The following is a 22649-nucleotide window of genomic DNA, read 5'->3' as shown; positions in this document are numbered from 1 at the left end:
ACGGCAGTGTCCGCACCCTGGCATCAAAAGTGACGTCTATTCTGACAGTATGAGTTTCAACGATGGCGCGCAGCTTGACCCGTCCCAAGTCGAGGACCGACGTGGCGGTGGTATGGGCAGAGGGACCAAAATCGGTGGTGGCATCGGTGGTGGCATCGTGGTGCTGCTGCTCGCCCTCTTCGGTATCAACCCCAACATCCTCGGAGACCTGAGCGGTGGCGGGAGCGCGCCTCCCGCCGTCGAAAGCGGAACCGGAGCAGGGGGCGTGCAGGAGTGTCAGACCGGGGCTGACGCGGACAAGCGTCTCGACTGCCGCATCACCGGAACAGTTAACAGCCTCAACGCTTTCTGGCCCGACTACCTGGCCCAATACAATGTGAAATACTCGCGGCCAGGAACGGTCATCTTTGACCAGGCCACCAACACCGGATGCGGTCCGGCCACCACGGCTGTTGGACCGTTCTACTGCCCCGCCGACGTGAAGGCCTATTTCGACCCCGGGTTCTTCGATGAACTGGTGACACGGTTTGGCTCTTCGGGCGGCCCGCTCGCCCAGGAATATGTGGTGGCCCATGAATTCGGTCACCATGTCCAGAACATCCTGGGCAACCTCGACCGGGCACAGCAGGATCCGCAAGGACCCCAGTCGGGAGGCGTTCGGGTGGAACTGCAGGCCGATTGCTATGCAGGGCTGTGGGTTCGCCACGCCACCACGCAGACTGATGCCAGCGGCAAGCCCTTCCTTGATCCCCTCACCGAGCAGGACCTGCAGGACGCGCTGTCGGCTGCTTCCGCCGTCGGAGATGACCGGATCCAGGAAGCGGCCACTGGACGGGTCTCCCCCGAATCGTGGACGCACGGATCCAGCCAACAACGGCAGAAGTGGTTCTATCAGGGCTACAGCACAGGTGACATCAACAAGTGCGACACCTTCGGAGTGGCAACCCCATAGCTTTCACGCTTAAAGAGCAGAAGGGTTCCGGGCATATAGCCCGGAACCCTTCTTTATGCCCGCATTAGCGGGCGGAAATCCCGGATCAGATGTTGAAGCCGAGGGCCCGCATCTGGTCCTTGCCGTCGTCGGTGATCCGCTCCGGACCCCATGGCGGCATCCAGACCCAGTTCAGGCGCCAATCGTCAACAACTCCGTCGAGGGACTTGCCTACCTGTTCTTCAAGCACATCCGTCAGCGGGCAGGCCGCCGTGGTCAACGTCATGTCGATCAGGAGGGCGCCGTCCTCGTCCGAGTACTTGAGGCCATAGAGGAGGCCAAGGTCCACCACGTTGACGCCGAGTTCGGGGTCAATGACGTCCTTGAGCGCTTCCTCGACGTCCTCGAGGCTGGTACGCGCCGCTTTGATTTCGGTCATGGGACGATCCTAACTAGGCCTGCACGGCAGGAGCAACGGCAACGCCGGCGCCTGGCGCATAGCGGTCGTAGCCCTCTTCTTCAAGGCGGTCGGCCAGCTCGGGGCCGCCCTCCTCGACAACCTTGCCGTCCACGAATACGTGTACGAATTCCGGCTTGATGTAGCGCAGGATGCGGGTGTAGTGGGTGATGAGCAGGGTGCCCATGTTACCGGCGTCGTGCGCACGGTTCACACCTTCGGAGACAACCTTCAAAGCATCGACGTCGAGGCCGGAGTCGGTCTCGTCCAGGATGGCGAACTTCGGCTTGAAGAGTTCCAGCTGCAGGATCTCCACGCGCTTCTTCTCACCACCGGAGAAGCCTTCGTTGACGTTGCGCTGGGCGAAGTCGGCGTCGATGCGCAGCTGCTGCATGGCAGCCTTGACGTCCTTGGTCCAGGTACGAAGTGCCGGTGCTTCGCCGTCGATTGCGGTCTTGGCGGTGCGCAGGAAGTTGGTCATGGTCACGCCGGGGACCTCCACCGGGTACTGCATGGCCAGGAAGAGGCCGGCGCGGGCGCGCTCGTCGACGCTCATGTCCAGCACGTTCTCGCCGTCCAGCGTGATGGTGCCGCTGGTGACCGTGTAGCGCGGGTGGCCGGCGATCGTGGAGGCGAGGGTGGACTTGCCCGAGCCGTTGGGGCCCATGATGGCGTGGGTTTCGCCGGTCCTGATGGTCAGGCTGACGCCCTTCAGGATCTCCTTGGTGCCCTGCTCCGTCTCAATGCTGACGTGCAGGTCGTTGATCTCAAGAGTAGACATGCTCTTCTTTCTTTTCGTTCGTAAGTCTGGCGGTACTGGGCGCTCAGTAGTTCTCTACCGAAGCGCCGTTCACAACGTTGGTCACGTCCACGTAGACGTCTTCGCCGTCGAGGGTGACGGCGAACACGGGCACGGGATCGTAGGCGGGCAGCTGGAGGGGTTGTCCGCTGCGGAGATCGAACTGGGAACCGTGTCCCCAGCATTCGATTGCGCAACCTTCAACTTCGCCTTCGGACAACGAGATATCCGCATGCGAGCAGGTATCGCCAATGGCGTGGATTTCGCCCATGGAATCCCTGACGATCGCTACGGGATAGTCGTCAATGAGAACCCGCAGGGCCTGCTTGACCTGGATGTCATTGGCGTTGCATACCAGTTCGCCCTTGGTTTGTTCACTCATGCTTGTCCGGACTGCCTGTCTTTGTTGGGTTCGTCGTTAGTTCTCGGTCGCGGCGAGCTCGCGCTCAACAGCGTCCGTCAGGCGATCTTCGATGGCCGGTACGTTGATCTTCTGGATGATCTCGTTGAGGAAGCCGCGGACTACGAGCCTGCGGGCAACTTCTTCCGGAATACCGCGGGCCATGAGGTAGAAGAGGTGCTCGTCGTCGAAACGTCCGGTAGCGCTGGCGTGGCCTGCACCGGCAATGAGACCCGTCTCGATCTCCAGGTTCGGCACGGAGTCGGCGCGGCAGCCATCGGTCAGAACCAGGTTCTGGTTCTTCTCGTAGCTGTCGGTTCCTTCGGCATTCTTCTGGATCAGGACATCGCCCACCCATACGGTGTGTGCACCCTTGCCTTGCAAAGCACCCTTGTACAGCACGTTGGACACGCAGTTCGCCTGACCGTGGTCAACAAACGTGCGGTGCTCAAGGTGCTGGCCGGCGTCTGCGAAGTACAGGCCGAACAGTTCAACCTCGCCACCCGGAGCAGCAAAGCGTGCAGTCGGGGTGACACGGACGAGGTCTCCACCGAGGCTGACCACGATGTGCTTGAACTTGGCATCGCGGCCGATCTTCGCCTGCTGGGACGAAGCATGAACGGAGTCATCGTTCCATTCCTGCAGGGACACGACGGTCAGCTCTGCGCCGTCCTCAAGAACGATTTCCACGTTCTCCGACACAACGGCAGAACCTTCGTGGCCGAGAACCAGGACACCCTTGGAGAACTTCTCCGCCACCACAACGATGTGCTGGGCAGCGGCATCGGTACCGGCGCCGGTCAAGGTAACCGTGATTTCCGACTCGAGCGTGGTCTCCGAGGGAACCGTGATCACAGTGGCTTCCTTGAAGCCGGACCAGGCGTTGGCAGAAACACGGTCTTCCGGAATGCCGGCCAAGCCGATGCGGCGGTCATCACGGCCGACAGTTTCGACAGTGACGTCGGCGGGTGCGGAAACCGTGACAGCCGGCGCCGCGCCGATAAGGGCTTCGGAGTGCAGCCCACGGAGACGACGAAGCGGAGTAAACCGCCAGTCCTCTTCGAGTCCGGTCAGTGCCTTGAAATCGTCAAGGTTGTACGAGGTGAGACGGCCGGCGCGGGAGCTGTCCGGGACGCCTACCCCGCCACCGTGGGAGTGGCTCTTGGACGAAGCGCCCGCGAGCGGACCCGCCGACGGCTTTGCCGCCGTCGAACCGTCAGCGTTGATGGGCGAGAGGTTCTCGCCTTCCTCCGTGAAGCCGTCGATAAAGGGCTGTGCTGAAGGCGCGCCGATGCGGGCCTTTTCAGTAGTGATATCAGTCATTATTAACCGACGGATCCTTCCATCTGAAGTTCAATCAAGCGGTTCAGCTCAAGGGCATATTCCATGGGCAGCTCGCGGGCGATCGGCTCGATAAAGCCGCGCACGATCATGGCCATGGCCTCGTCCTCCGGCATTCCGCGGGACATCAGGTAGAAGAGCTGTTCTTCGCTGACACGGGAAACGGTGGCCTCGTGGCCGAGTACGACGTCATCCTCACGGATGTCGATGTACGGGTACGTGTCCGACCGCGAAATGGTGTCCACCAGCAGCGCGTCACAGCGGACCGTGTTGGCAGAGTGCTTGGCACCCTCGCGGACCTGGACCAAGCCGCGGTAGGCAGCGCGGCCACCACCACGGGCGACAGATTTGGAAATGATGGAACTCTTGGTGTTCGGCGCGATGTGGACCATCTTTGAGCCGGTGTCCTGGTGCTGGCCCTCGCCTGCGAAAGCGATGGACAGCGTCTCACCCTTGGCGTGCTCGCCAACGAGGTAGACGGCCGGGTACTTCATGGTCACCTTGGAGCCGATGTTGCCATCGACCCACTCCATGGTGGCGCCCTCTTCGCAGATGGCACGCTTGGTGACCAGGTTGTACACGTTGTTGGACCAGTTCTGGATGGTCGTGTAGCGGACGCGTGCGCCCTTCTTCACGATGATCTCCACGACCGCGGAGTGCAGCGAGTCCGAGGTGTAGATCGGAGCCGTGCAACCTTCGATGTAGTGAACGTAGGAGTCCTCATCGGCGATGATCAAGGTGCGCTCGAACTGGCCCATGTTCTCCGTGTTGATACGGAAGTAGGCCTGGAGCGGGATGTCGACGTGCACACCCTTGGGCACATACACGAATGATCCGCCGGACCAAACAGCCGTGTTCAGCGATGCGAACTTGTTGTCGCCCACGGGGATGATGGTGCCGAAGTACTCCTGGAAGATCTCAGGGTGCTCACGCAGCGCGGTGTCGGTGTCCAGGAAGATGACGCCCTGGGCTTCCAGGTCCTCACGGATCTGGTGGTAGACAACCTCGGACTCGTACTGGGCGGCCACGCCCGAGACGAGGCGGCTGCGCTCAGCTTCCGGAATGCCCAGTTTCTCGTAGGTGTTCCGGATGTCCTCGGGAAGGTCTTCCCAGGTTGCCGCCTGCTTTTCGGTGGAGCGCACGAAGTACTTGATGTTATCGAAATCGATGCCCGAGAGGTCCGCACCCCAGGTAGGCATGGGTTTGCGGTCGAAGTACTTCAGGCCTTTGAGGCGCAGATCGAGCATCCATTCGGGCTCGTTCTTCTTCGAGGAGATGTCGCGGACGACCTCCTCGTTGAGGCCACGACGGGCATTGGCGCCTACGTCGTTCTTGTCGGCCCAGCCGTACTCGTAGTTTCCGATACCGTGCAGTTCGGGATTCTTCTCCAGAATCTCCGAGATCACAGTGCCGTCGGCTACCGCTTTCTCTGCTATTTGGTCCGTCATCACGGCCTTTCTTGCTGGTTGTTAGATTCCTGATACGGGCTTTTGGGTTGCACTTCAGCGCCTGGGGGCACCGTGGCAGCCAATCGCCCGGTAGGTATGTGGGTGGTGCAAACATGTCCGCCCTGCGCGAGCGTCGAGAGGCGCCGGACGTCGACTCCCACCAAACGGGAGAAGACCTTGGTCTCGGCATCGCAGAACACCGGGAACTCCGCGGCGAGGCGTTGAATGGGGCAATGCCCTTGGCACAGCTGAACGCTGGACAACGCTGCGGGCAACGGCGCCTTGGCTTCGATGGAATGGGCGGAGGCTACAAAGCCGTCGCGGCTCAAAGCCTTGGATAGCGCCATGGCCCTGGCGGTGATGTCGTCCCCTGCGGCCTGGACTTCCGGTGCATAGCGCCTTTCCATGTCCGCGAAACGCTCTTCCGCATACTCCCGGACAGCGTCCTCGCCCGCAAGTTCCTGGAGGCGACGCAGGGCCGAGCTTGCGATGTTCAGGTAGTCATCGCCCAGCTTGGACTGCCCCTGTGAACTCAGGACATAGCGACGCGCGGGCCGACCGGCACCTGAACCGGCCTTGGCAACACGCTTGACCTCAATGACGCCATTGCGTTCAAGATGGTCAAGGTGCCTGCGAACGGCGGCGGGAGTAAATCCGAGGAGATCTCCCAGCTCGGCTGCGCTGACAGGACCATTCTCGAGCACGGCGCTGAGGACGCGGTCACGGGTGCGGTCATCCGCGTCCGGCAGCGAGGGTGAGGCAACAAGGGCCTCTCCCGCTGCAGCATGCCGCTTTTGGGGCATGGATACTGGACTGCTCATGGAATACACAACACAATCATGTCGTAATTTGTTTCACGCATCCAGTAAGGCAAGACTGACCTTGGCTCCGCGCCAAGTGTGACCGTACTACTTCACGTAGAATACTTTGGTGCGCTCACCCGAATCTCCTGTCCTCACCATAGACGGACTCATCAAGGATGTAGGCCCTTTGGCCTCCCTCGACGGCAAAATGTTACGGGTGGTCAGTGGACTGTCCCTGGTGGCAGAGCGTGGCCAGGTAACCGCACTTCTTGGTGCGAACGGGGCCGGCAAGACCACCACGCTGGAGTGTGCCCAGGGCCTGCAGAAGCGAACCGGCGGCTCCATCACCCTTCTGGGGGCGGATCCGGATACTGCAGGTGCTGAACTGCGCGCCCGGGTAGGCGTGATGCTCCAGGACGGTGGCCTGCCGCCGTCGGCCCGTCCGATCCCGCTGTTGCGCCACGTGGCCGGCATGTACAAGAACCCCATGAACGTCGATGCCCTGGTGGAGCGGCTGGGCATCAACCAGTTCAGCAGGACCGGGGTGCGGCGCCTTTCCGGGGGTCAAAAGCAACGGCTGGCGTTGGCGGCAGCCCTCGTTGGAAACCCGGAGATCCTGTTCCTTGATGAGCCCAGTGCCGGGCTCGATCCGCAGTCGCGGCAAATGGTGTTCGAACTTATTGCCGAACTGCGGGACGCGGGCATGGGAATCGTTCTCACCACGCATCTGATGGACGACGCCGAGCGGCTGGCGGACTACGTCTACATCATCGACGGCGGACACAACGTGGCGGAAGGGACAGTGGCTGAACTCCTCAGGCATGACCATTCCACCGAATCCGGAGCGTCAGACCGGACTCTGTACTTCGATGCTCCTGCAGGTCTCGACTTCGCAGGCGTAGTGGGAGCCGGGCTCCGCATCACCGAGTCCCGCTCCGGAAGTTACGCCATTGCCGGCGCCATAACTCCCGCTGACCTCGCCGGGCTGACTGCCTGGTGGGCAGAACGGAACATCATGCCTGCATCGCTGCGCCTGGAATCACGAAGCCTCGAGGACGTCTTCCTCGACATCTCCGGAAGGGACCTCCGATGACCGGCCTCCTCGCTCCCAACGCAGGTCCGGCGTCCCTGCCCCGCCGCATCATGCAGCAGGGACGATACGAAACCATCACCATGCTGCGCAACGGTGAGCAGCTCATCCTCGCCATCGTCCTGCCGTTGATGGCCTTGGTGGGCCTGGTGGTGACCCCGCTGCTGGACGGTCTCGGTCCCTCGCGGGTCGATACCGCTACGCCGGGCATCCTGGCTCTTTGCGCCATGTCCACCGCGTTTACCGGACAAGGCATTGCCACAGGATTTGATCGCCGCTACGGGGTGCTCCGCTTCCTCTCCACCACCCCGCTTGGCAGGGGCGGCCTCATTGCAGGGAAGATCCTTGCCGTGCTGGTGGTCCTTGCCCTCCAGGTCCTGGTGGTTGGCGCCGTGGCAGGTTTCCTTGGATGGCAGCCACGCCCGGAAGCCTGGCTTCCCGGGCTGGGCCTGCTCGTCCTTGGCGCAGCAGCTTTCACGGCTCTCGGTTTGCTGGTGGCCGGCACTGTGCGGCCCGAGGCTACGCTCGCCATTACCAATCTGCTCTGGATCCTGCTTGGTGCGCTGGGCGGAATCGTCGTACCGGCCGATCGCCTGCCGGCGGTTCTGCAGGGCATTGTGCATTTCCTGCCTTCCGGGGCACTTGGGCAAGGACTGAGGGATGCCTTCCTTCAGGGCACCATTCCCTTGTCTGCCGTTGTGATCCTGCTGCTGTGGACCGTGCTGGCAGGCGGCGCGGCCATCCGCTGGTTCAAATGGAACTAAGCAAATCCGAGCAAAACTGATCCGAGCAGAACTAAGAAGTGAGAAAACTGTGAGCACGGCATCCCGCCTCCCGAAAACCGTCCAGCAATGGACATCCAAACTGCCCACCGAGGTCAACTCGGCCGTACGTCGCTTGGCGTTGCTGTCGCTCATCGGGCAGACCATCCTGGTGGTGACAGGGGGCGCCGTACGGCTTACCGCATCCGGTTTGGGCTGCCCTACATGGCCCCGCTGCACCAACGACTCCTTGGTCAATACCCCCGAAATGGGTATCCACGGTTTCATTGAGTTCGGCAACCGCCTGCTCACCTTCGCCCTGGCCGCCGTCGCCGCGCTCATGCTGGTGTACCTGTGGAACCTCCGCAAGCAGCGCCGGGACCTCTTCCTGCTGGCACTTGGCCTTCTTGCCAGCATCCCGGCGCAGGCCATTATTGGCGGGATCACCGTGCTCTCCAACCTCAACCCCTGGGTTGTGGGCCTGCATTTCCTTGTCTCGATGGCACTCGTTGTCTTCGCAACTTTGCTGGTCAACAGGGCCTACGGGCGAACGGGCCGATTCATGAACAGGACCCTGCCGGCACTACCTTCAGTAACTCGTCCCCTGATGATGGCGGTTGCCGTGTTCTCCGCCATCGCTGTCATGCTCGGCGTCGTGGTCACAGGAGCCGGCCCGCACGCCGGGGACGCCGATGCTCCGAGGAATGACCTCGATTGGGATCTCTTCTCACACATCCACGCCATTCCCGCCTACCTCATCACGGCCGGCACCCTCCTCGCCGTGTTCCTGGTGGTCCGGCGCAGGATCAGTGGTCCGTTCCGCACTGCTGCCTTCCTCTTGCTGGGCGTGACGTTGCTGCAGGCAGTCATTGGCTTTACCCAGTACTACAACGGCATTCCGGCGCTTCTGGTGGGCGCGCACATGCTGGGCGCTGCGCTGCTGATGAGCGCTGCCACGAATGCAGCAGACGTCGCCAAACACAGTCCGGTCGGCTAGGCGTACTTGTCGGGTTGGGAACATGCCCTCGGGTAACGCGCTTCTGGTAGCTGGTTACCTGCCAGTGGCTAGAGGCGAATCAACTGGGCTGGGTCGGCCCTGGATGCAACGAGGGCAGGATACGCGGCAGCGATGGTGCCGCTCAGGGTGCCTGCGCCGATTCCCCAGAGTGCGGCAAACCCTGGAATGGCCGGCACCCAGCCCTCACTCGCCGCATAGCTAAGGACAGCGGCCATTCCAATGGCGGCCCCTGCTGCGCCGCCGATCGCCCCGACGATGGCCCCTTCCAAGAGAAACATGCAGCCCAGCGGCCAGCGCCGCATACCGAGGGCCCGCCTCAAGGCGATCTCATTGAACCTCGCTGTCACTCCGAGATACATCGTCGTGCCTGCGCTGAGGCACGCGATGGCCAACAGGACGACAGAGACTATCGCTACCAGTCGGCCGAGATCCGAATTGATTCCTTGCTTGAGTTCGCGTAGGTCAGCCACAGTCTCAATCTTGACGGCGCCCGTTTCGGTGGGATTTAGCGCCTTGGGAATTGCCTCCGCAATTGCGGCAGGCATTCCGGGGTCCGTGCGCAAAACCAGGCTGGCCGCCATTCTGTCTGTGACGGAATAGGATCCGAGTCCCGCCACCACAGCTTCGGTCAGAATGGGGTCCCGTCCCGGGTCCGTAATGAGGCCGACCACCGGAACAGGTTGCCCAAAGAGCCAGACGACGGCGCCGGGCCCAGGGGTGCCGATGCCCAGATCCTGCGCTGCTCCTCGACCGATAAATGCCACTGGACCACCAAATGATTGATCGAGCAGGGCCGGGTCACCGAACGAAACCGTTGCGCCTTGTATCGCCAGATAGCCGGAGTCCGCCACTCTGACTGCCCCACCAAATACGGGTTGATCAGGAAAAGTGCCTGGGCGGAAGGTTGACGGGAGGACAACCGAAGCCGATAGCTCGGCGACAATTCCGCCTCCCCGGACTCCCTTAAGCTGCTTTGCTCGTCCGAGGTCGGATCGGACCGCATCCCAGGATGGGTATCCGCCGTCGCGGTTTACTCGGACTTCATCGCTGGCGGCGTCGTCAATGCGGTCCGCGACCTTAACGGCGGCGCTTTCGCTAAGACCGATGGCTGCGACCAAGCCACCGCTGCCGATGAGAAAAGCCAGAATCAAGAGCAGTGCCTTCCCGGGTCGTCCGGTAAGGGCGGAGAGTGCCTCGGCAACGAGGTCGGTGAACTCACTTATGCGCTGACGCTTGAGGGCGGACGCGGATGGGGAAACCTGTGCGTCCGTCGCCGTCGCTTGACGGATCGCCGCTCCTGTATCGCTGATCACCTGGCCGTCCCGCATCGTGATGACTCTGTCTGCGGAGGCAGCAATGCCCGGATCATGAGTGACCATGATGACGGTGGTCCCGCCCTCGTGAAGCTCGCGTAAGTGCTGCAGCACAATCGCGCCGTTGGCTGTGTCGAGGCTCCCAGTGGGCTCGTCAGCGAGGATAACGTCTGGATCACCGACGACAGCGCGGGCGATTGCGAGCCGTTGCCGTTCACCGCCAGAGAGCATCGCCGCCGGTGTGCCCACGCGATGGTCGAGGCCAAAACGATGTAATTGCGGCCAGACCAGCGATTTCTGAAGCGCCGCCTTTATCCCCCGGGCGCGAAGACCCAGCGTGGCGTTGCGTGCTGTTGAGTCGCGTCCCACCACATGGGAGTCCTGAAAGACAAAGCCAAATGTACGGGCCCTGCTTTCAGCGCGTTGGCCCTCGTTGAATCCTGCCGTGTTCGCGCCGCTAAGGAGGTAGGTGCCGCTGGTCGCCGTATCCAAAAGGCCCAGGATGTTGAGGAGCGTCGACTTGCCGGAACCTGAAAGTCCCACGATCGCTACAAATTCCCCCGCATGGATATCCAGGTCGATGCTTCTGAGCGCTTCCGTTCCCGAAAAGGAGCGGGTGACCCCACGCAGGCTTAGGAGCGCCGGCCGACCGTTCGGGTCGCACTTTGCTGGTTCAGGCACAGTTGTTCGATCATGGGAGTCGGACATGATCCCCTTCCGCAATGGACGGGACATCTGCCAGGGCGGCCCACCCGTCGGCTTGGCCCGTCACAGAGACATCCACGCGTCGGACATCTGGGCCGGCCTCAACCTCAACGAAGGCACTGCCTCGCTCCTGACGGATTGCGATCAGAGGGACCGCCAAGGTTTCAGGGGCCGCGGTGATGGCAGTGACCGTTAGTGTCTGCCCGGCCGAAAACCCTGCACTGCCGGCCGTCAGCGGCAGCGTTATGTCCTTTCCCGGAATGTCGCTGCTGTCTTTTCCTCCTGCGATGAAAGCACTTACTCCGGCAACCTTTGTGTCAAGGGTTGCCGATCCGGCACGGACTGTCACAGCTGCACCCACGGGGAATGACTCCGCCTGCAGCACGTCGGCACGCGCGACGATGGTGTCAGGGGCGATGGTTACGTTGGCGACGATGCCGTCCTCTCCGAGGACAGTTCCCGGTTGTGCAATAGTTGCGATCTTTCCAACATCGCCAGGGATCTGGACGAATTCCTGCCAGCGGAAGATGACAGCCGAGGTGTTGGTATCGTCGCCGTGATTATCGGCCGCCACCTCCGTGGGCGCCTTTGATCCAGCAGCCAGGTACCAATTGGAGAGTGCCAGCTGGGTTCCGTGGTCGAATACACCGCTGGCGGGCACAGGAAATCCAAAATTGGTGAGCGCCTCCTGAAGACCTTTGACGTCAGGCCCGGACTGACCCGGTGAAATGTCCCGGTAGAGCGGGACGGCGGACGGCATGACAAGGAGTGGGCGGCCGGAGACGACGGCCACAAGTTGCCCCGGTACGAGCTCGTCGCCAGGTGACTTGGCAGCCGACGTCACCACCAGGCGGGCAATTCCGCTGGAGGCGGCAGCCTTGATGGTTGACTGCGTCCCAGGGACGACCTTGCCGGACAAGACGACCTGCTTAACGACGGCACGCCTCTCCACAGTGGCGGATACAGGAACCGTTTGCTGGGAGGCCTGAGGTGACTCGGCACTCTCCGCCGCGCTGATACCTGCCCAGTAGGCGGCCCCCAGCCCGCCCACGACCAGCACCAACACGCACGGGAGGAGCCACCATCGCGGAATGCGCCGCATTGCAGAGTTGAGCTGGGTTTCAGAGTTCTGCATGGTTTCAGAGCGTGGCATCGGCCACCCCGTGGTCCCTCAGCACCTGCTTGGCCCGTTCGACGGATGCAGCTTTCTGGCTAGCGACTTCATTGAGCTCGGCCTGATGGTCCTTCATTTGCGCGGCCTCGTACTGCGCGAGGATGTCATACGGAAGCTGTGCCCCGCCGCTGGAGTCCTTGCATTCGACATCAAGCAATGCCATCCGAACTTCCTCTTCTTTGGACGCTGCGCCTTGGAAAGAACACGAATCCGAGCCGGCGAGCTTCAAACCCTTGGCCGCCACGCAGTCCTCCCATGCCCGCCGATATGACAGGTAATCCGGGTCTCGATCAGTTAAGGCCAAGGAAGTCTGAACTATCCTGTTCTGAACCGACTGATCGACGGCCAATCCTTCGAGGAGCTCCGGAAACCCCGCCCGTCCAACAGAGTTGTAGCATTTGGTTTCGGCTTCCTGTTGTCGTGCAGTGACGGGAGATCGCTCGGGCTGCGCGTCCAGCACGCCCGGGATTTTGCGGATTTCCGGGCTGAACCCGTTCCTCGCGGCAAGGGCCCGGGACCACTGACCGTAACTGCGGTCCTGCAGTGCCTTACCGGCTCCACCCCGCGGAGCCCCGCCGAAGCCCGCATCTTCGACGCAATCGTAGATAAGGAATGCGACCGCGGTGTTGACGATGAGGTTCTCTCGATCCGAGTACCAATAGCTGCTCATGGGGAGGAGGACTTCGCCGGTGATCTCGTTGAGAGAAGCCCTTGCCCCCGCTCCGTCAGAACGGTCGACGATCGGAAGGCTGCCATCGGAACCGCGGTCTGGCGGTGAAGCTGGAGGTGCTGAACAAGCCGCTCCCAACAGAGCCACTATCGTGACGATGACAGCAAAAACCGCGGCGAGACCACCGGCCCGGGTCCTCAAGAACTCAGCCCCAAACACTTGAGATTTCGTCATCCCAATTCACGCTGGGAATCATGGCACTGCCACGCAGATCATTCATTGCGTTGCCGCCCCGGAAGATTATGGCGTGGCCGTCATAGTTGGCATCCCGATAGAAGTACACGTAGGGCGAGGCCCAGTCTGACGGCGGCCCAACTACCAAGGAACTGGCTTGGTCATTTGCGGCGTTGCCGACGTAGGAAGTTACCCAGCCGAAGGGGCGCGGGGTTCCCAGGAACCAATAATCGTCGTAAAAGCAAACGCGGGCCGTGGAGCAGGCAGGAGCGGCTTGAGCTGCGCTCACTCCTGTCAGGACCGAGGCTGACGCTACTGCCAAAACACCCGCTGTGCGAAGTACCGCTTTCATGATTTCCCCAACTCTCCATTTGAATTGGAACAACTTTGATCCTCCACGAACGGTAGGTCTCCAAAGGCACCACCTAGACGCAAAAGAGGCTTATCTAGGTGGTGATTTCATCAACTTTGAGTGGTCAGATCACCAAAATAGGTGGTGTGAGCACTCCATCTAGGTGCTCAGCGATGGGTCCAAGCGGTAGGGATGTGAGCGAGCGTTGGGCTCAAGCGGTAGGGATGTGAGCGAGCGATGAGGGAAACGGAACGACGTCGGCACTCAGGTGAGTGCCGACGTCGTCGGATATTGCTGCGAGACGGAGGGGTGGAATCAGCCGCCGATGATCGGGGAACCGATGAACGGATCCACAGCCAAGGCGATGAAGAGGAGTGTCAGGTAGCTGATGGAGCCGTGGAAGACCTTCATGGCGCCCTTGTTGGAGACATCGCCGCCCTGCGCACGCTTGTAGAGGGCGTGGCTTTCGTAGAGGAACCATGCACCGGCCGCCACAGCAACGATCGTGTAGACCCAGCCCGCGCCTCCGACCGGAATCATCAGCAGCGAACAGGCAACCATGGCCCAGGCGTAGAGGACTACCTGCACCGAAACGACCTTTGCACCGGCGATCGCACCGAGCATCGGTACCTTGGCGTTGCGGTAATCCTCGCCGTAACGCATGGACAGGGGCCAGTAGTGCGGAGGTGTCCACAGGAAGATGACCATGAAGAGGACGATTGCGGGCCATTCGACAGTGTTGGTGACCGCGGCCCAGGCAATGAGGACCGGGAAGCAGCCCGCCGCGCCGCCCCAAACAATGTTCTGGGCTGTGCGGCGCTTGAGGATCATCGTGTAGATGACCACGTAGAACACGATGGCGCCGAGTCCAAGCCAGGCGGAAAGCGGGTTTGCGCCGAACCACAGGATGGCGATGGACGCGGCACCAAGGATCCAAGCGAAAACGAGGGCTTCCCGGGGGGAGACTTCGCCTGTCACCAGCGGGCGCTTTTCGGTGCGGTGCATCAGTTTGTCGATGTCGCGGTCGATGTAGCAGTTGAACACACCGGCGCTGCCGGCTGCGAAGGCGCCGCCGACGAGGGTCGCCAGGATCAGGCCGATGGAGGGGAAGCCGCGCTGCGCAAAGATCATGGTGGGCAGGGTGCTGACCAGGAGCAGCTCGATGACACGGGGTTTGGTCAGAGCCAGATACGCCTTTAATTTACGGGAAGTTCCGATGCTTCCCCGGGCCGGGGAAGCGTTGACGGGCGTATCAGTTGTGCTCACGGCGGCAGTCACTCTGTTCTATGCTCTGGGGTTCTCGCAGCGGATGTCGTCCCGGCTTTCGAAAGCAAACACGGGCGCATGAACCGCTGGTGGCCTCCAAATATCATACCGTGGCCGGAAGAGGCCCGATGTCCGCAAAATACGCCAATGTTTCCGAATCTTCACTGCTCCCGGGGGCAATCGTGATTCATATAAGGGAATTTCTGTCCAGTTAGTGGGATTCCCTGAGTTCCATGACACGTTTGGGGCTAAGCTGTTGAGCAGAACAGCACACGTTGATCATCCGGGAAACCGTATTCTCGGATATCCGTGGGTCTGGATGAGAGATCAACGTTTCAATGGTGAACGGCTGGTAGACACATTGCAGCGGGCGCCATCCTGTGCTTCCTGCGTGCCGTGTCCATACTCCTGCCGTCAGCACAGAGAGGGGCTCGGTTTTCGTGCCACATTTGGAAGAGCAAGAACTGTCATGGACCGATCTGGACAAGAAGGCTGTTGACACCGTTCGCGTGTTGGCTGCTGATGCCGTGGAGAAGGTCGGAAACGGCCACCCCGGCACGGCGATGAGCTTGGCTCCGGCAGCATACCTGCTGTTCCAGAAGCTGATGCGCCACGATCCGAAGAACCCGGACTGGCTGGGCCGCGACCGCTTCGTGCTGTCCCCCGGTCACACGTCGCTGACCCTTTACATCCAGTTGTTCCTTTCCGGCTACGGCCTGGAGCTGAAGGACCTTGAAGCACTGCGTACCTGGGGTTCGCTGACCCCGGGCCACCCGGAGTACAAGCACACCGCTGGCGTGGAAATCACCACCGGCCCGCTGGGCCAGGGCCTGGCTTCGGCCGTCGGCTTCGCCTACTCGCAGCGTCGCCAGCGTGGATTGTTCGACGCCGATGCTCCCGCCGGCGAGTCGCCGTTCGACCACACCATCTGGGTCATCGCTTCCGACGGCGACCTGCAGGAAGGTGTCACTTCCGAGGCATCCTCGCTTGCCGGACACCAGGAACTGGGCAACCTCGTTGTGATCTACGACGAGAACCACATTTCCATCGAAGACGACACCGACATCGCCTTCACCGAAGACGTCCTCAAGCGCTACGAGGCCTACGGCTGGCACACCCAGCGCGTTGACTGGACCAAGACCGGCGAATACGTCGAAGACGTGCAGGAACTGTACTCGGCTCTTCTGGCTGCCAAGGCCGAGACAAACAAGCCGTCCATCATCTCGCTGCGCACCATCATTGGCTACCCGGCCCCGAAGAAGCAGAACACGGGCAAGATCCACGGCTCTGCCCTGGGTGCCGAAGAAGTCGCTGCACTGAAGAGCGTGCTCGGCTTCGATCCGGCCAAGTCCTTCGACGTTGACGAGGAAGTCCTGGCCCACGCCCGCAAGGTCCTTGACCGCGGTGCCGAGTCCCGGGCCGCATGGCAGGCATCGTTCGAGGCATGGCAGTCTGCCAACCCGGATGCCGCTGCCCTGCTCGAGCGCGTCGAGGCGAAGAAGTTGCCGGCCGAGCTTGACGCTGCGCTTCCTGTCTTCGAAGCCGGCAAGGACGTTTCCACCCGTGCGGCATCGGGCAAGGTCCTCAACGCCATCGGTCCGGTCCTTCCTGAGCTTTGGGGCGGTTCGGCCGACCTCGCCGAGTCGAACAACACCACCATCGAAGGCTCGCCGTCGTTCATCCCGACCTCGCGCTCCACGGATGCCTGGAAGGGCAACCCGTACGGACGTGTCCTGCACTTCGGTATCCGTGAGCACGCTGCCGCCTCGATCGTCAACGGCATTTCCCTGCACGGACGCACCCGCGCGTTCTCCGGCACTTTCCTGATCTTCAGCGACTACCAGCGTCCGGCTATCCGTCTCGGCGCACTGATGGGCGTTCCGTCCCTGTATGTGTGGACGCACGACTCCATCGGTTTGGGCGAAGACGGACCTACCCACCAGCCGGTGGAGCAGCTCGCTTCCTTGCGTGCCATCCCGGGCCTGGACGTTGTCCGCCCGGGCGATGCCAACGAGGTCTCCGCTGCATGGAAGGCCATGCTGGAGAACCACGAAAACCCCGCCGGCATTGTGCTGACCCGCCAGAACATCCCCACCTACGCCCGCGGCGAAGGTGAAGCCGCCGGTGACACCTTCGCTTCCACCGCAGGCGTTGCCAAGGGCGGTTACGTCCTGGCCGAAGCCTCCAAGGACGGCGAGACCGTTGACGCACAGGTCATCCTGATCGGCACCGGCTCGGAAGTCCAGCTCGCAGTCCAGGCCCGCGAAGCCCTCCAAGCAGAAGGCATCGCAGCTCGCGTCGTGTCCATGCCCTGCGTGGAATGGTTCAACAAGCAGGACGAGGCCTACCGCGAATCCGTGCTGCCGGCGGCCGTCAAGGCCCGTGTTTCCGTCGAAGCCGGCCTCGCCCTTGGATGGCGCGAATTCGTCGGCGACGCCGGCCGTTCGATCTCCCTGGAGCACTTTGGCGCCTCGGCTGACTACAAGCGGCTCTTCAACGAATTCGGCATCACCGCCGAAGCCGTCGCCGCCGCAGCCAAGGACTCCCTCGCAGACGCCAACGCGTAACAGCCTGATACCTCACAACAGGAGAAACCACATGTCTACAACTCCCACGCAGCAGCTTTCCGACGCCGGCGTTTCGATCTGGCTCGACGACCTCTCCCGCACCCGCCTGGAAACGGGCACCCTGCAGAAGCTCATCGACGAAAAGAACGTTGTTGGTGTCACCACCAACCCGTCCATCTTCCACGCCGCGATCACCTCCGGCACGGACTATGACGCAACCATCGCGGCCAAGGCGGAAGCCGGGGCCAGCGTCGAAGAGACCATCTTCGAAATCACCACGACCGATGTCGCCGATGCCTGCGATCTCTTCGCCCCGATTGCCGCGGCCACCAACGGTGTCGACGGCCGCGTTTCCATCGAGGTGGACCCCCGCCTTGCCTGGGACACCGAGGGCACCATCGCCGAGGCCAAGCACCTCTACGCGAAGGTCAACAAGGACAACGTCCACATCAAGATCCCGGCTACCTTGGAAGGCCTCGAGGCCATCACGGCCACCCTGGCCGAGGGCATCAGCGTCAATGTCACTCTGATCTTCTCCTTGGAGCGCTACCGCGCCGTCATCAACGCTTTCCAGTCCGGCCTGGAGCAGGCCAAGGAAAACGGCCACGACCTCTCCAAGATCCACTCCGTTGCCTCGTTCTTCGTCTCCCGCGTGGACAGCGAGATCGACAAGCGCCTGGATGCCATCGGAACCGAAGAAGCCAAAGCACTCAAGGGCAAGGCCGGCGTTGCCAATGCACGTCTGGCCTACCAAGTCTACGAAGAGCTCTTCTCCACCGAGCGCTGGGCAGTGCTGGCTGAGGCCGGCGCACTCCCCCAGCGTCCTCTGTGGGCTTCCACCGGCGTGAAGGACCCCGCTTACCCGGACACCCTCTACGTCACGGAGCTCGTTGCTGCGGGCGTGGTAAACACCATGCCCGAAAAGACTCTCGATGCCACGTTCGACCACGGCGTGGTCACCGGCGACACCATCACCGGGACGTACGACGAAGCGAACGAGACCCTCAACGCCCTCGAAGCGCTGGGCGTCTCCTACAACGACGTCGTGACCCTTCTTGAGACCGAAGGCCTCGAGAAGTTCGTGGGCTCCTGGAAGGAACTCCTCGCCGACGTCGAAGGCGCACTCGTCACCGCACGGAAGGCCTCCTAAGCGACCATGAGCACACTCAGTTACGACGCCAGCGGTGCTGCGCAGCAAGCCATCGCCAAGCACATCGACGGCCTGGTCGAAGACAGGATCGCCACCCGCATCTTTGCCAAGGACCACACACTGTGGGGTCCCGACGCGGAGTCCGAGGCGGCCATCCGTCTCGGTTGGGTAGAAGCGGCCACGGTTTCCCAGTCCCTGGTTGGCGACATCCTGGAGCTTCGTGATGCCCTTCGGGCCGAAGGCGTCTCGCGCATTGTCCTGTGTGGCATGGGTGGGTCCTCTTTGGCTCCCGAGGTCATTGCCGGCACCGCTGGCGTCGAGCTGACTGTGCTGGACAGCACCGACCCTGAACAGGTCAGTGCTGCGCTGGCGGACCGTTTGGCTGAAACTGCCATCGTTGTCTCTTCCAAATCCGGTTCCACCGTGGAGACCGACTCGCAGCGCCGGGTCTTCGAGAAGGCGTTCAACGACGCCGGCATCGACGCCAAGAGCCGCATCATTATCGTCACCGACCCCGGTTCGCCGTTGGACAAAGCATCCCGTGAGGCCGGCTACCGTGCCGTTTTCAACGCGGATCCCAACGTAGGCGGCCGCTTCTCGGCCCTGACCGCTTTCGGCCTTGTCCCTTGTGGCCTGGCTGGCGTGGATATCCAGGCGTTCCTGGATGAAGCAGAAGAAGCAGCCGAGATCCTGAACGAGGATTCGACCGACAACATCGGTCTTGCCCTCGGCATTGCCCTGGGTGGTACCTCTCCCTTGCGCAACAAGATCGTCATCGCCGAGGACGGCTCCGGCATTGTTGGCTTTGCTGACTGGGCTGAACAGCTCATCGCAGAGTCCACGGGCAAGCTGGGCACCGGTGTCCTGCCCGTGGTTGCCGGTCCGGACTCCCCCGAAGCCCTTGGCGGCGCCGAGGACGTCCTGGTGGTCCGTCTGGTAAGTGCCGATGCCGACATCGAACTTCGCGAAAACGAGGTGGCGATTGCCGGCGGGCTCGCCTCCCAGATGTTTGTGTGGGAGTTTGCCACGTCCGTGGCGGGCCGTCTGCTTGGCATCAACCCGTTCGACCAGCCCGACGTCGAGGCAGCCAAGGTGGCTGCACGCGGCTTGCTGGATGCCCGCCCGGAACCCACGCCTGCAGCGTTTACCGACGGAGCAGTGGAAGTACGCGGAGGCGAATGGCTCGGCTCTGCGGATTCGGTAACTGATGCCGTGCAGGCCCTGCTCGGCCAGCTTGGCTCGGATGGCTACCTTAGCGTCCAGGCCTACCTTGACCGCATCACCCATGCTCCGCTTGAGGGTATCCGGGATGAACTCGCAGCTGTATCGGGCCGTCCGGTGACCTTCGGCTGGGGACCGCGGTTCCTGCACTCGACCGGCCAGTTCCACAAGGGCGGACCGGCCATCGGTGTATTCCTGCAGATCACCGCGGCCTCGTCCACTGACCTCGAGATCCCAGAGCGTCCGTTCACCTTCGGCCAGCTCATCACTGCCCAGGCGTCCGGTGACGCCCAGGTCCTGGAAGGCCATGGCCGCCCTGTGCTTCGCCTGCACCTCACCGAGCGCGCTGCCGGCGTAGCTCAGCTTCAGGAAGTCGTCGCTGCGTTGGCCGGCCAGACCAGCTCACTCGAAAGCTAAGGCACATAGAAAAACATGCCAGAAACTGAAAACGGCAGGAAGAACGGCGGCCTGCGGAACCCTTTGCGGGATCCGCGGGACCGCCGCCTGAACCGCATCGCCGGGCCGTCGTCGTTGGTCTTCTTCGGAGTGACCGGCGACCTCGCCCGCAAGAAACTCATGCCGGCGGTCTACGACCTCGCCAACCGGGGCCTGTTACCGCCGAGCTTTGCACTGGTGGGATTCGGGCGCCGGGACTGGGACAACGCCGATTTCGCGGCTGAGGTCAAGGAAAACGTCAAGGCCCACGCCCGTACCAAGTTCGACGAAGGTGTCTGGGAGCAGCTCGCTTCCGGTATCCGTTTTGTTCAGGGCGAGTTCGACGACGACGACGCTTTCGAGCGTTTGGGCGATGTCCTGGACGAATTGGACGAAACCCGCGGCACCCGCGGCAACCACGGATTCTACCTGTCCATCCCGCCGAAGGCGTTCGAGCAGGTATGTCGTCAGCTTTCCAAGCACGGCTTGGCGCAGGCCCAGCCTGGCCAATGGCGCCGTGTGGTGATCGAGAAGCCGTTCGGCCACGACCTCGAATCAGCCCGCCAGCTCAACGACATCGTGGAGTCCGTGTTCCCGCCTGATGCGGTGTTCAGGATTGACCACTACCTGGGCAAGGAGACGGTCCAGAACATCCTGGCTCTTCGCTTCGCGAACCAGCTGTTCGAACCCCTCTGGAATGCCAACTACGTGGACCACGTCCAGATCACCATGGCCGAAGACATCGGCACCGGTGGTCGCGCAGGCTATTACGACGGTGTCGGTGCAGCCCGCGACGTCATTCAGAACCACCTGTTGCAGCTTCTGGCGTTGACTGCCATGGAAGAGCCGATCTCATTCAACGCAGATGACCTGCGTGCAGAGAAGGAAAAAGTCCTCGCAGCCGTTAAATTGCCAGAGGACCTCTCAACGCACTCCGCCCGCGGCCAGTTCACCGGCGGTTGGCAAGGCGGCGAGAAAGTCCTCGGTTACCTGGACGAGGACGGGATCCCGGCAGATTCGAAAACCGAGACGTACGCCGCGATCCGCGTGGATATCAATACCCGCCGGTGGAACGGGGTTCCGTTCTACCTGCGCGCCGGAAAGCGCCTGGGCCGCCGAGTCACCGAAATCGCAGTGGTCTTCAAGAGGGCACCCAACCTGCTCTTCCGTGACCACGGCGAGGACGACTTCGGCCAGAACGCCGTAGTTATCCGTGTCCAACCCGACGAGGGCGCCACGATCCGCTTCGGCTCCAAGGTGCCGGGCACGCAGATGGAAGTCCGCGATGTCACCATGGACTTCGGCTACGGGCACTCGTTCACAGAGTCCAGCCCCGAAGCGTACGAGCGTCTGATCCTGGACGTGCTGCTCGGCGAGCCGCCGCTCTTCCCGCGCCATCAGGAAGTGGAACTATCCTGGAAGATCCTGGATCCGTTCGAGGACTACTGGGCCGGGCTTGATGAGCAACCGCAACCCTACGCACCCGGCAGCTGGGGACCGGCATCGGCCGATGCCCTGCTGGCCCGTGACGGACGAACCTGGAGAAGGCCATGATCGTAGATCTTCCCGATACGACAACTTCCAAGATCTCCAAGAAGATCATGTCGCTGCGCGAACAGGGTGGCGTAATTGCCTTGGGCCGGGTCCTGACGCTGGTTGTGGTGACCAAGTCCGGGCAGGAAGAAGAAGCCATCGAAGCGGCCAATGAAGCCAGCCGGGAACACCCCTGCCGCATCATTGTGCTCGCCGACGCCGGGTCTGAAGGCCCCGATCGTCTGGACGCCCAGATCCGCGTCGGTGGAGACGCCGGCGCGTCGGAAGTCATCGTCCTGCGCGGCCACGGGCACATGGCCCACGAGAGCGAATCCCTGGTTTCGGCTCTCCTCCTGCCGGACGCTCCGATCGTGGCCTGGTGGCCGCACGGAGCCCCGGAGAGCGCCTGTGAAACCTCGATAGGCCGGATTGCGCACCGCCGCATCACCGACTCCGCCAACGAGCCCGATCCCCGCCTGGCATTGGAGAACATCCGTGCTACGTACAAGGCCGGCGATACCGACCTCGCGTGGACGCGCCTGACCAATTGGCGCATGCAGCTCGCTGCAGTCTTCGATCAAGTGGATGGTGACCCTGTCTCCGCCGTCGCTGTGGAGGGTGCCTCGGACTCCCCCAGCACCTTGCTCTTGGCGGCATGGCTGAGCTTGGCCCTGCAGGCGCCTGTCACGATTGTGGCGGACCCCGCGGGCACCGGCATTCGCCGCGTTCGTCTCACCCGCGCCAGTGGTGACGTGCAGCTTTTCCGTCCGGGCTTGTCCGTCGCGGAGCTGACGCAGCCGGGACAGCCGGCGCAGCGTATCACGCTTCCCCGGCGAAGCCTCAAGGATTGCCTCGCTGAGGAACTCCGGCGGCTGGATCCGGACGAAGTCTTCGGAGAAGTGATTACGATGGGACTGCCACTTACCAGCCAGAGGAGAGTCCAAACCAGTGCACGCTGAGCCAAGAGTAAGCATCCACCCG

The 22649-nt window shown here is 62.3% G+C and carries 20 protein-coding genes; 9 read left to right on the top strand and 11 right to left on the bottom strand.

Annotated features, from left to right (window positions below):
* The first annotated feature begins 49 nt into the window (after positions 1-49).
* Entirely contained in the window at positions 50-952 is a 903-nt protein-coding gene (ypfJ, locus tag ACNAOU_RS10900) for a KPN_02809 family neutral zinc metallopeptidase (protein ID WP_110504617.1), read from the top strand.
* Positions 953-1037: 85 nt separating this feature from the next.
* Here ypfJ and ACNAOU_RS10895 read toward each other — a convergent pair whose 3' ends face one another.
* Genes ACNAOU_RS10895 through ACNAOU_RS10870 form a run of 6 tightly spaced genes read right to left on the bottom strand, consistent with a single transcriptional unit; the run spans position 1038 to position 6197 of the window.
* The gene (locus ACNAOU_RS10895; protein WP_055975711.1) at positions 1038-1370 is read right to left on the bottom strand and encodes a metal-sulfur cluster assembly factor; all 333 of its coding nucleotides are present in this window, start codon (positions 1368-1370) and stop codon (positions 1038-1040) included.
* A gap of 13 nt (positions 1371-1383) precedes the next feature.
* The gene (gene sufC / locus ACNAOU_RS10890) at positions 1384-2169 is read right to left on the bottom strand and encodes a Fe-S cluster assembly ATPase SufC (RefSeq protein WP_018777578.1); all 786 of its coding nucleotides are present in this window, start codon (positions 2167-2169) and stop codon (positions 1384-1386) included.
* Between the two features lie 43 nt (positions 2170-2212).
* Complete coding sequence (locus ACNAOU_RS10885) at positions 2213-2569, bottom strand: non-heme iron oxygenase ferredoxin subunit (RefSeq protein ID WP_422758642.1); 357 nt, start codon at positions 2567-2569, stop codon at positions 2213-2215.
* A gap of 36 nt (positions 2570-2605) precedes the next feature.
* Entirely contained in the window at positions 2606-3910 is a 1305-nt protein-coding gene (sufD, locus tag ACNAOU_RS10880; protein WP_413305175.1) for a Fe-S cluster assembly protein SufD, read from the bottom strand.
* 2 nt (positions 3911-3912) lie between these two features.
* Complete coding sequence (gene sufB, locus ACNAOU_RS10875; protein ID WP_018777575.1) at positions 3913-5376, bottom strand: Fe-S cluster assembly protein SufB; 1464 nt, start codon at positions 5374-5376, stop codon at positions 3913-3915.
* Positions 5376-6197 (bottom strand): helix-turn-helix transcriptional regulator, encoded by an 822-nt coding sequence (locus tag ACNAOU_RS10870; RefSeq protein WP_055976069.1) that lies wholly within the window; start codon positions 6195-6197, stop codon positions 5376-5378. The genes sufB and ACNAOU_RS10870 overlap by 1 nt, the downstream gene beginning before the upstream one ends.
* Before the next feature lie 109 nt (positions 6198-6306).
* Here ACNAOU_RS10870 and ACNAOU_RS10865 point away from each other — a divergent pair, with 109 nt between their 5' ends.
* Genes ACNAOU_RS10865 through ACNAOU_RS10855 form a run of 3 tightly spaced genes read left to right on the top strand, consistent with a single transcriptional unit; the run spans position 6307 to position 9027 of the window.
* Entirely contained in the window at positions 6307-7272 is a 966-nt protein-coding gene (locus ACNAOU_RS10865) for an ABC transporter ATP-binding protein (RefSeq protein ID WP_039241235.1), read from the top strand.
* Complete coding sequence (locus tag ACNAOU_RS10860; RefSeq protein WP_018777572.1) at positions 7269-8033, top strand: ABC transporter permease; 765 nt, start codon at positions 7269-7271, stop codon at positions 8031-8033. Before ACNAOU_RS10865 ends, ACNAOU_RS10860 begins: the two co-directional genes overlap by 4 nt.
* Positions 8034-8082: 49 nt before the next feature.
* Positions 8083-9027 (top strand): COX15/CtaA family protein, encoded by a 945-nt coding sequence (locus ACNAOU_RS10855; protein WP_018777571.1) that lies wholly within the window; start codon positions 8083-8085, stop codon positions 9025-9027.
* A gap of 68 nt (positions 9028-9095) precedes the next feature.
* Here the strand turns inward: ACNAOU_RS10855 and ACNAOU_RS10850 are convergent, their stop codons facing one another.
* The 5 genes from ACNAOU_RS10850 to ACNAOU_RS10830 form a co-directional block, all read right to left on the bottom strand.
* Complete coding sequence (locus tag ACNAOU_RS10850) at positions 9096-11042, bottom strand: ATP-binding cassette domain-containing protein (RefSeq protein ID WP_422758641.1); 1947 nt, start codon at positions 11040-11042, stop codon at positions 9096-9098.
* Positions 11043-11052: 10 nt separating this feature from the next.
* Positions 11053-12201, bottom strand: a complete 1149-nt coding sequence (locus ACNAOU_RS10845; protein WP_422758640.1) for a peptidoglycan-binding domain-containing protein — start codon at positions 12199-12201, stop codon at positions 11053-11055.
* A 4-nt stretch (positions 12202-12205) separates the two neighbouring features.
* Complete coding sequence (locus tag ACNAOU_RS10840) at positions 12206-13144, bottom strand: hypothetical protein (protein WP_422758639.1); 939 nt, start codon at positions 13142-13144, stop codon at positions 12206-12208.
* On the bottom strand, positions 13116-13496 hold the full coding sequence (locus ACNAOU_RS10835; protein ID WP_422758638.1) for a peptidase inhibitor family I36 protein: 381 nt from the start codon (positions 13494-13496) through the stop codon (positions 13116-13118). Before ACNAOU_RS10835 ends, ACNAOU_RS10840 begins: the two co-directional genes overlap by 29 nt.
* Positions 13497-13811: 315 nt before the next feature.
* A complete protein-coding gene (locus ACNAOU_RS10830) occupies positions 13812-14774 on the bottom strand; it encodes a heme o synthase (RefSeq protein ID WP_018777566.1) in 963 nt (320 codons plus the stop codon).
* A 428-nt stretch (positions 14775-15202) separates the two neighbouring features.
* Here ACNAOU_RS10830 and tkt point away from each other — a divergent pair, with 428 nt between their 5' ends.
* The 5 genes from tkt to ACNAOU_RS10805 are packed head-to-tail and all read left to right on the top strand — an operon-like array spanning position 15203 to position 22627.
* Positions 15203-17329, top strand: coding sequence for a transketolase (tkt, locus tag ACNAOU_RS10825; RefSeq protein ID WP_196802756.1), 2127 nt, complete (start codon positions 15203-15205; stop codon positions 17327-17329).
* Between the two features lie 31 nt (positions 17330-17360).
* A complete protein-coding gene (gene tal / locus ACNAOU_RS10820; RefSeq protein WP_018777564.1) occupies positions 17361-18479 on the top strand; it encodes a transaldolase in 1119 nt (372 codons plus the stop codon).
* Positions 18480-18485: 6 nt separating this feature from the next.
* On the top strand, positions 18486-20117 hold the full coding sequence (locus tag ACNAOU_RS10815) for a glucose-6-phosphate isomerase (RefSeq protein WP_422758637.1): 1632 nt from the start codon (positions 18486-18488) through the stop codon (positions 20115-20117).
* A gap of 15 nt (positions 20118-20132) precedes the next feature.
* The gene (gene zwf / locus ACNAOU_RS10810) at positions 20133-21689 is read left to right on the top strand and encodes a glucose-6-phosphate dehydrogenase (protein ID WP_039241219.1); all 1557 of its coding nucleotides are present in this window, start codon (positions 20133-20135) and stop codon (positions 21687-21689) included.
* The gene (locus ACNAOU_RS10805; RefSeq protein WP_018777561.1) at positions 21686-22627 is read left to right on the top strand and encodes a glucose-6-phosphate dehydrogenase assembly protein OpcA; all 942 of its coding nucleotides are present in this window, start codon (positions 21686-21688) and stop codon (positions 22625-22627) included. The genes zwf and ACNAOU_RS10805 overlap by 4 nt, the downstream gene beginning before the upstream one ends.
* Positions 22628-22649 lie beyond the last annotated feature (22 nt).

Source organism: Paenarthrobacter sp. C1, assembly GCF_049315185.1.
GTDB lineage: Bacteria > Actinomycetota > Actinomycetes > Actinomycetales > Micrococcaceae > Arthrobacter > Arthrobacter nicotinovorans.
The sequence above is the reverse complement of the archived record's forward strand: the minus strand, read 5'-3'. Positions and strand labels throughout refer to the sequence as shown.

Coding starts and splice junctions, on each gene's coding strand:
- ACNAOU_RS10885 (WP_422758642.1), bottom strand. CDS start 2,569: ATGAGTGAACAAACCAAGGGCGAACTGGTATGCAACGCCAATGACATC.
- ypfJ (WP_110504617.1), top strand. CDS start 50: ATGAGTTTCAACGATGGCGCGCAGCTTGACCCGTCCCAAGTCGAGGAC.
- ACNAOU_RS10860 (WP_018777572.1), top strand. CDS start 7,269: ATGACCGGCCTCCTCGCTCCCAACGCAGGTCCGGCGTCCCTGCCCCGC.
- ACNAOU_RS10815 (WP_422758637.1), top strand. CDS start 18,486: ATGAGCACACTCAGTTACGACGCCAGCGGTGCTGCGCAGCAAGCCATC.
- zwf (WP_039241219.1), top strand. CDS start 20,133: ATGCCAGAAACTGAAAACGGCAGGAAGAACGGCGGCCTGCGGAACCCT.
- sufD (WP_413305175.1), bottom strand. CDS start 3,910: ATGACTGATATCACTACTGAAAAGGCCCGCATCGGCGCGCCTTCAGCA.
- sufB (WP_018777575.1), bottom strand. CDS start 5,376: ATGACGGACCAAATAGCAGAGAAAGCGGTAGCCGACGGCACTGTGATC.
- ACNAOU_RS10845 (WP_422758640.1), bottom strand. CDS start 12,201: ATGCAGAACTCTGAAACCCAGCTCAACTCTGCAATGCGGCGCATTCCG.
- ACNAOU_RS10805 (WP_018777561.1), top strand. CDS start 21,686: ATGATCGTAGATCTTCCCGATACGACAACTTCCAAGATCTCCAAGAAG.
- ACNAOU_RS10870 (WP_055976069.1), bottom strand. CDS start 6,197: ATGAGCAGTCCAGTATCCATGCCCCAAAAGCGGCATGCTGCAGCGGGA.
- ACNAOU_RS10840 (WP_422758639.1), bottom strand. CDS start 13,144: ATGACGAAATCTCAAGTGTTTGGGGCTGAGTTCTTGAGGACCCGGGCC.
- sufC (WP_018777578.1), bottom strand. CDS start 2,169: ATGTCTACTCTTGAGATCAACGACCTGCACGTCAGCATTGAGACGGAG.
- ACNAOU_RS10835 (WP_422758638.1), bottom strand. CDS start 13,496: ATGAAAGCGGTACTTCGCACAGCGGGTGTTTTGGCAGTAGCGTCAGCC.
- ACNAOU_RS10895 (WP_055975711.1), bottom strand. CDS start 1,370: ATGACCGAAATCAAAGCGGCGCGTACCAGCCTCGAGGACGTCGAGGAA.
- tal (WP_018777564.1), top strand. CDS start 17,361: ATGTCTACAACTCCCACGCAGCAGCTTTCCGACGCCGGCGTTTCGATC.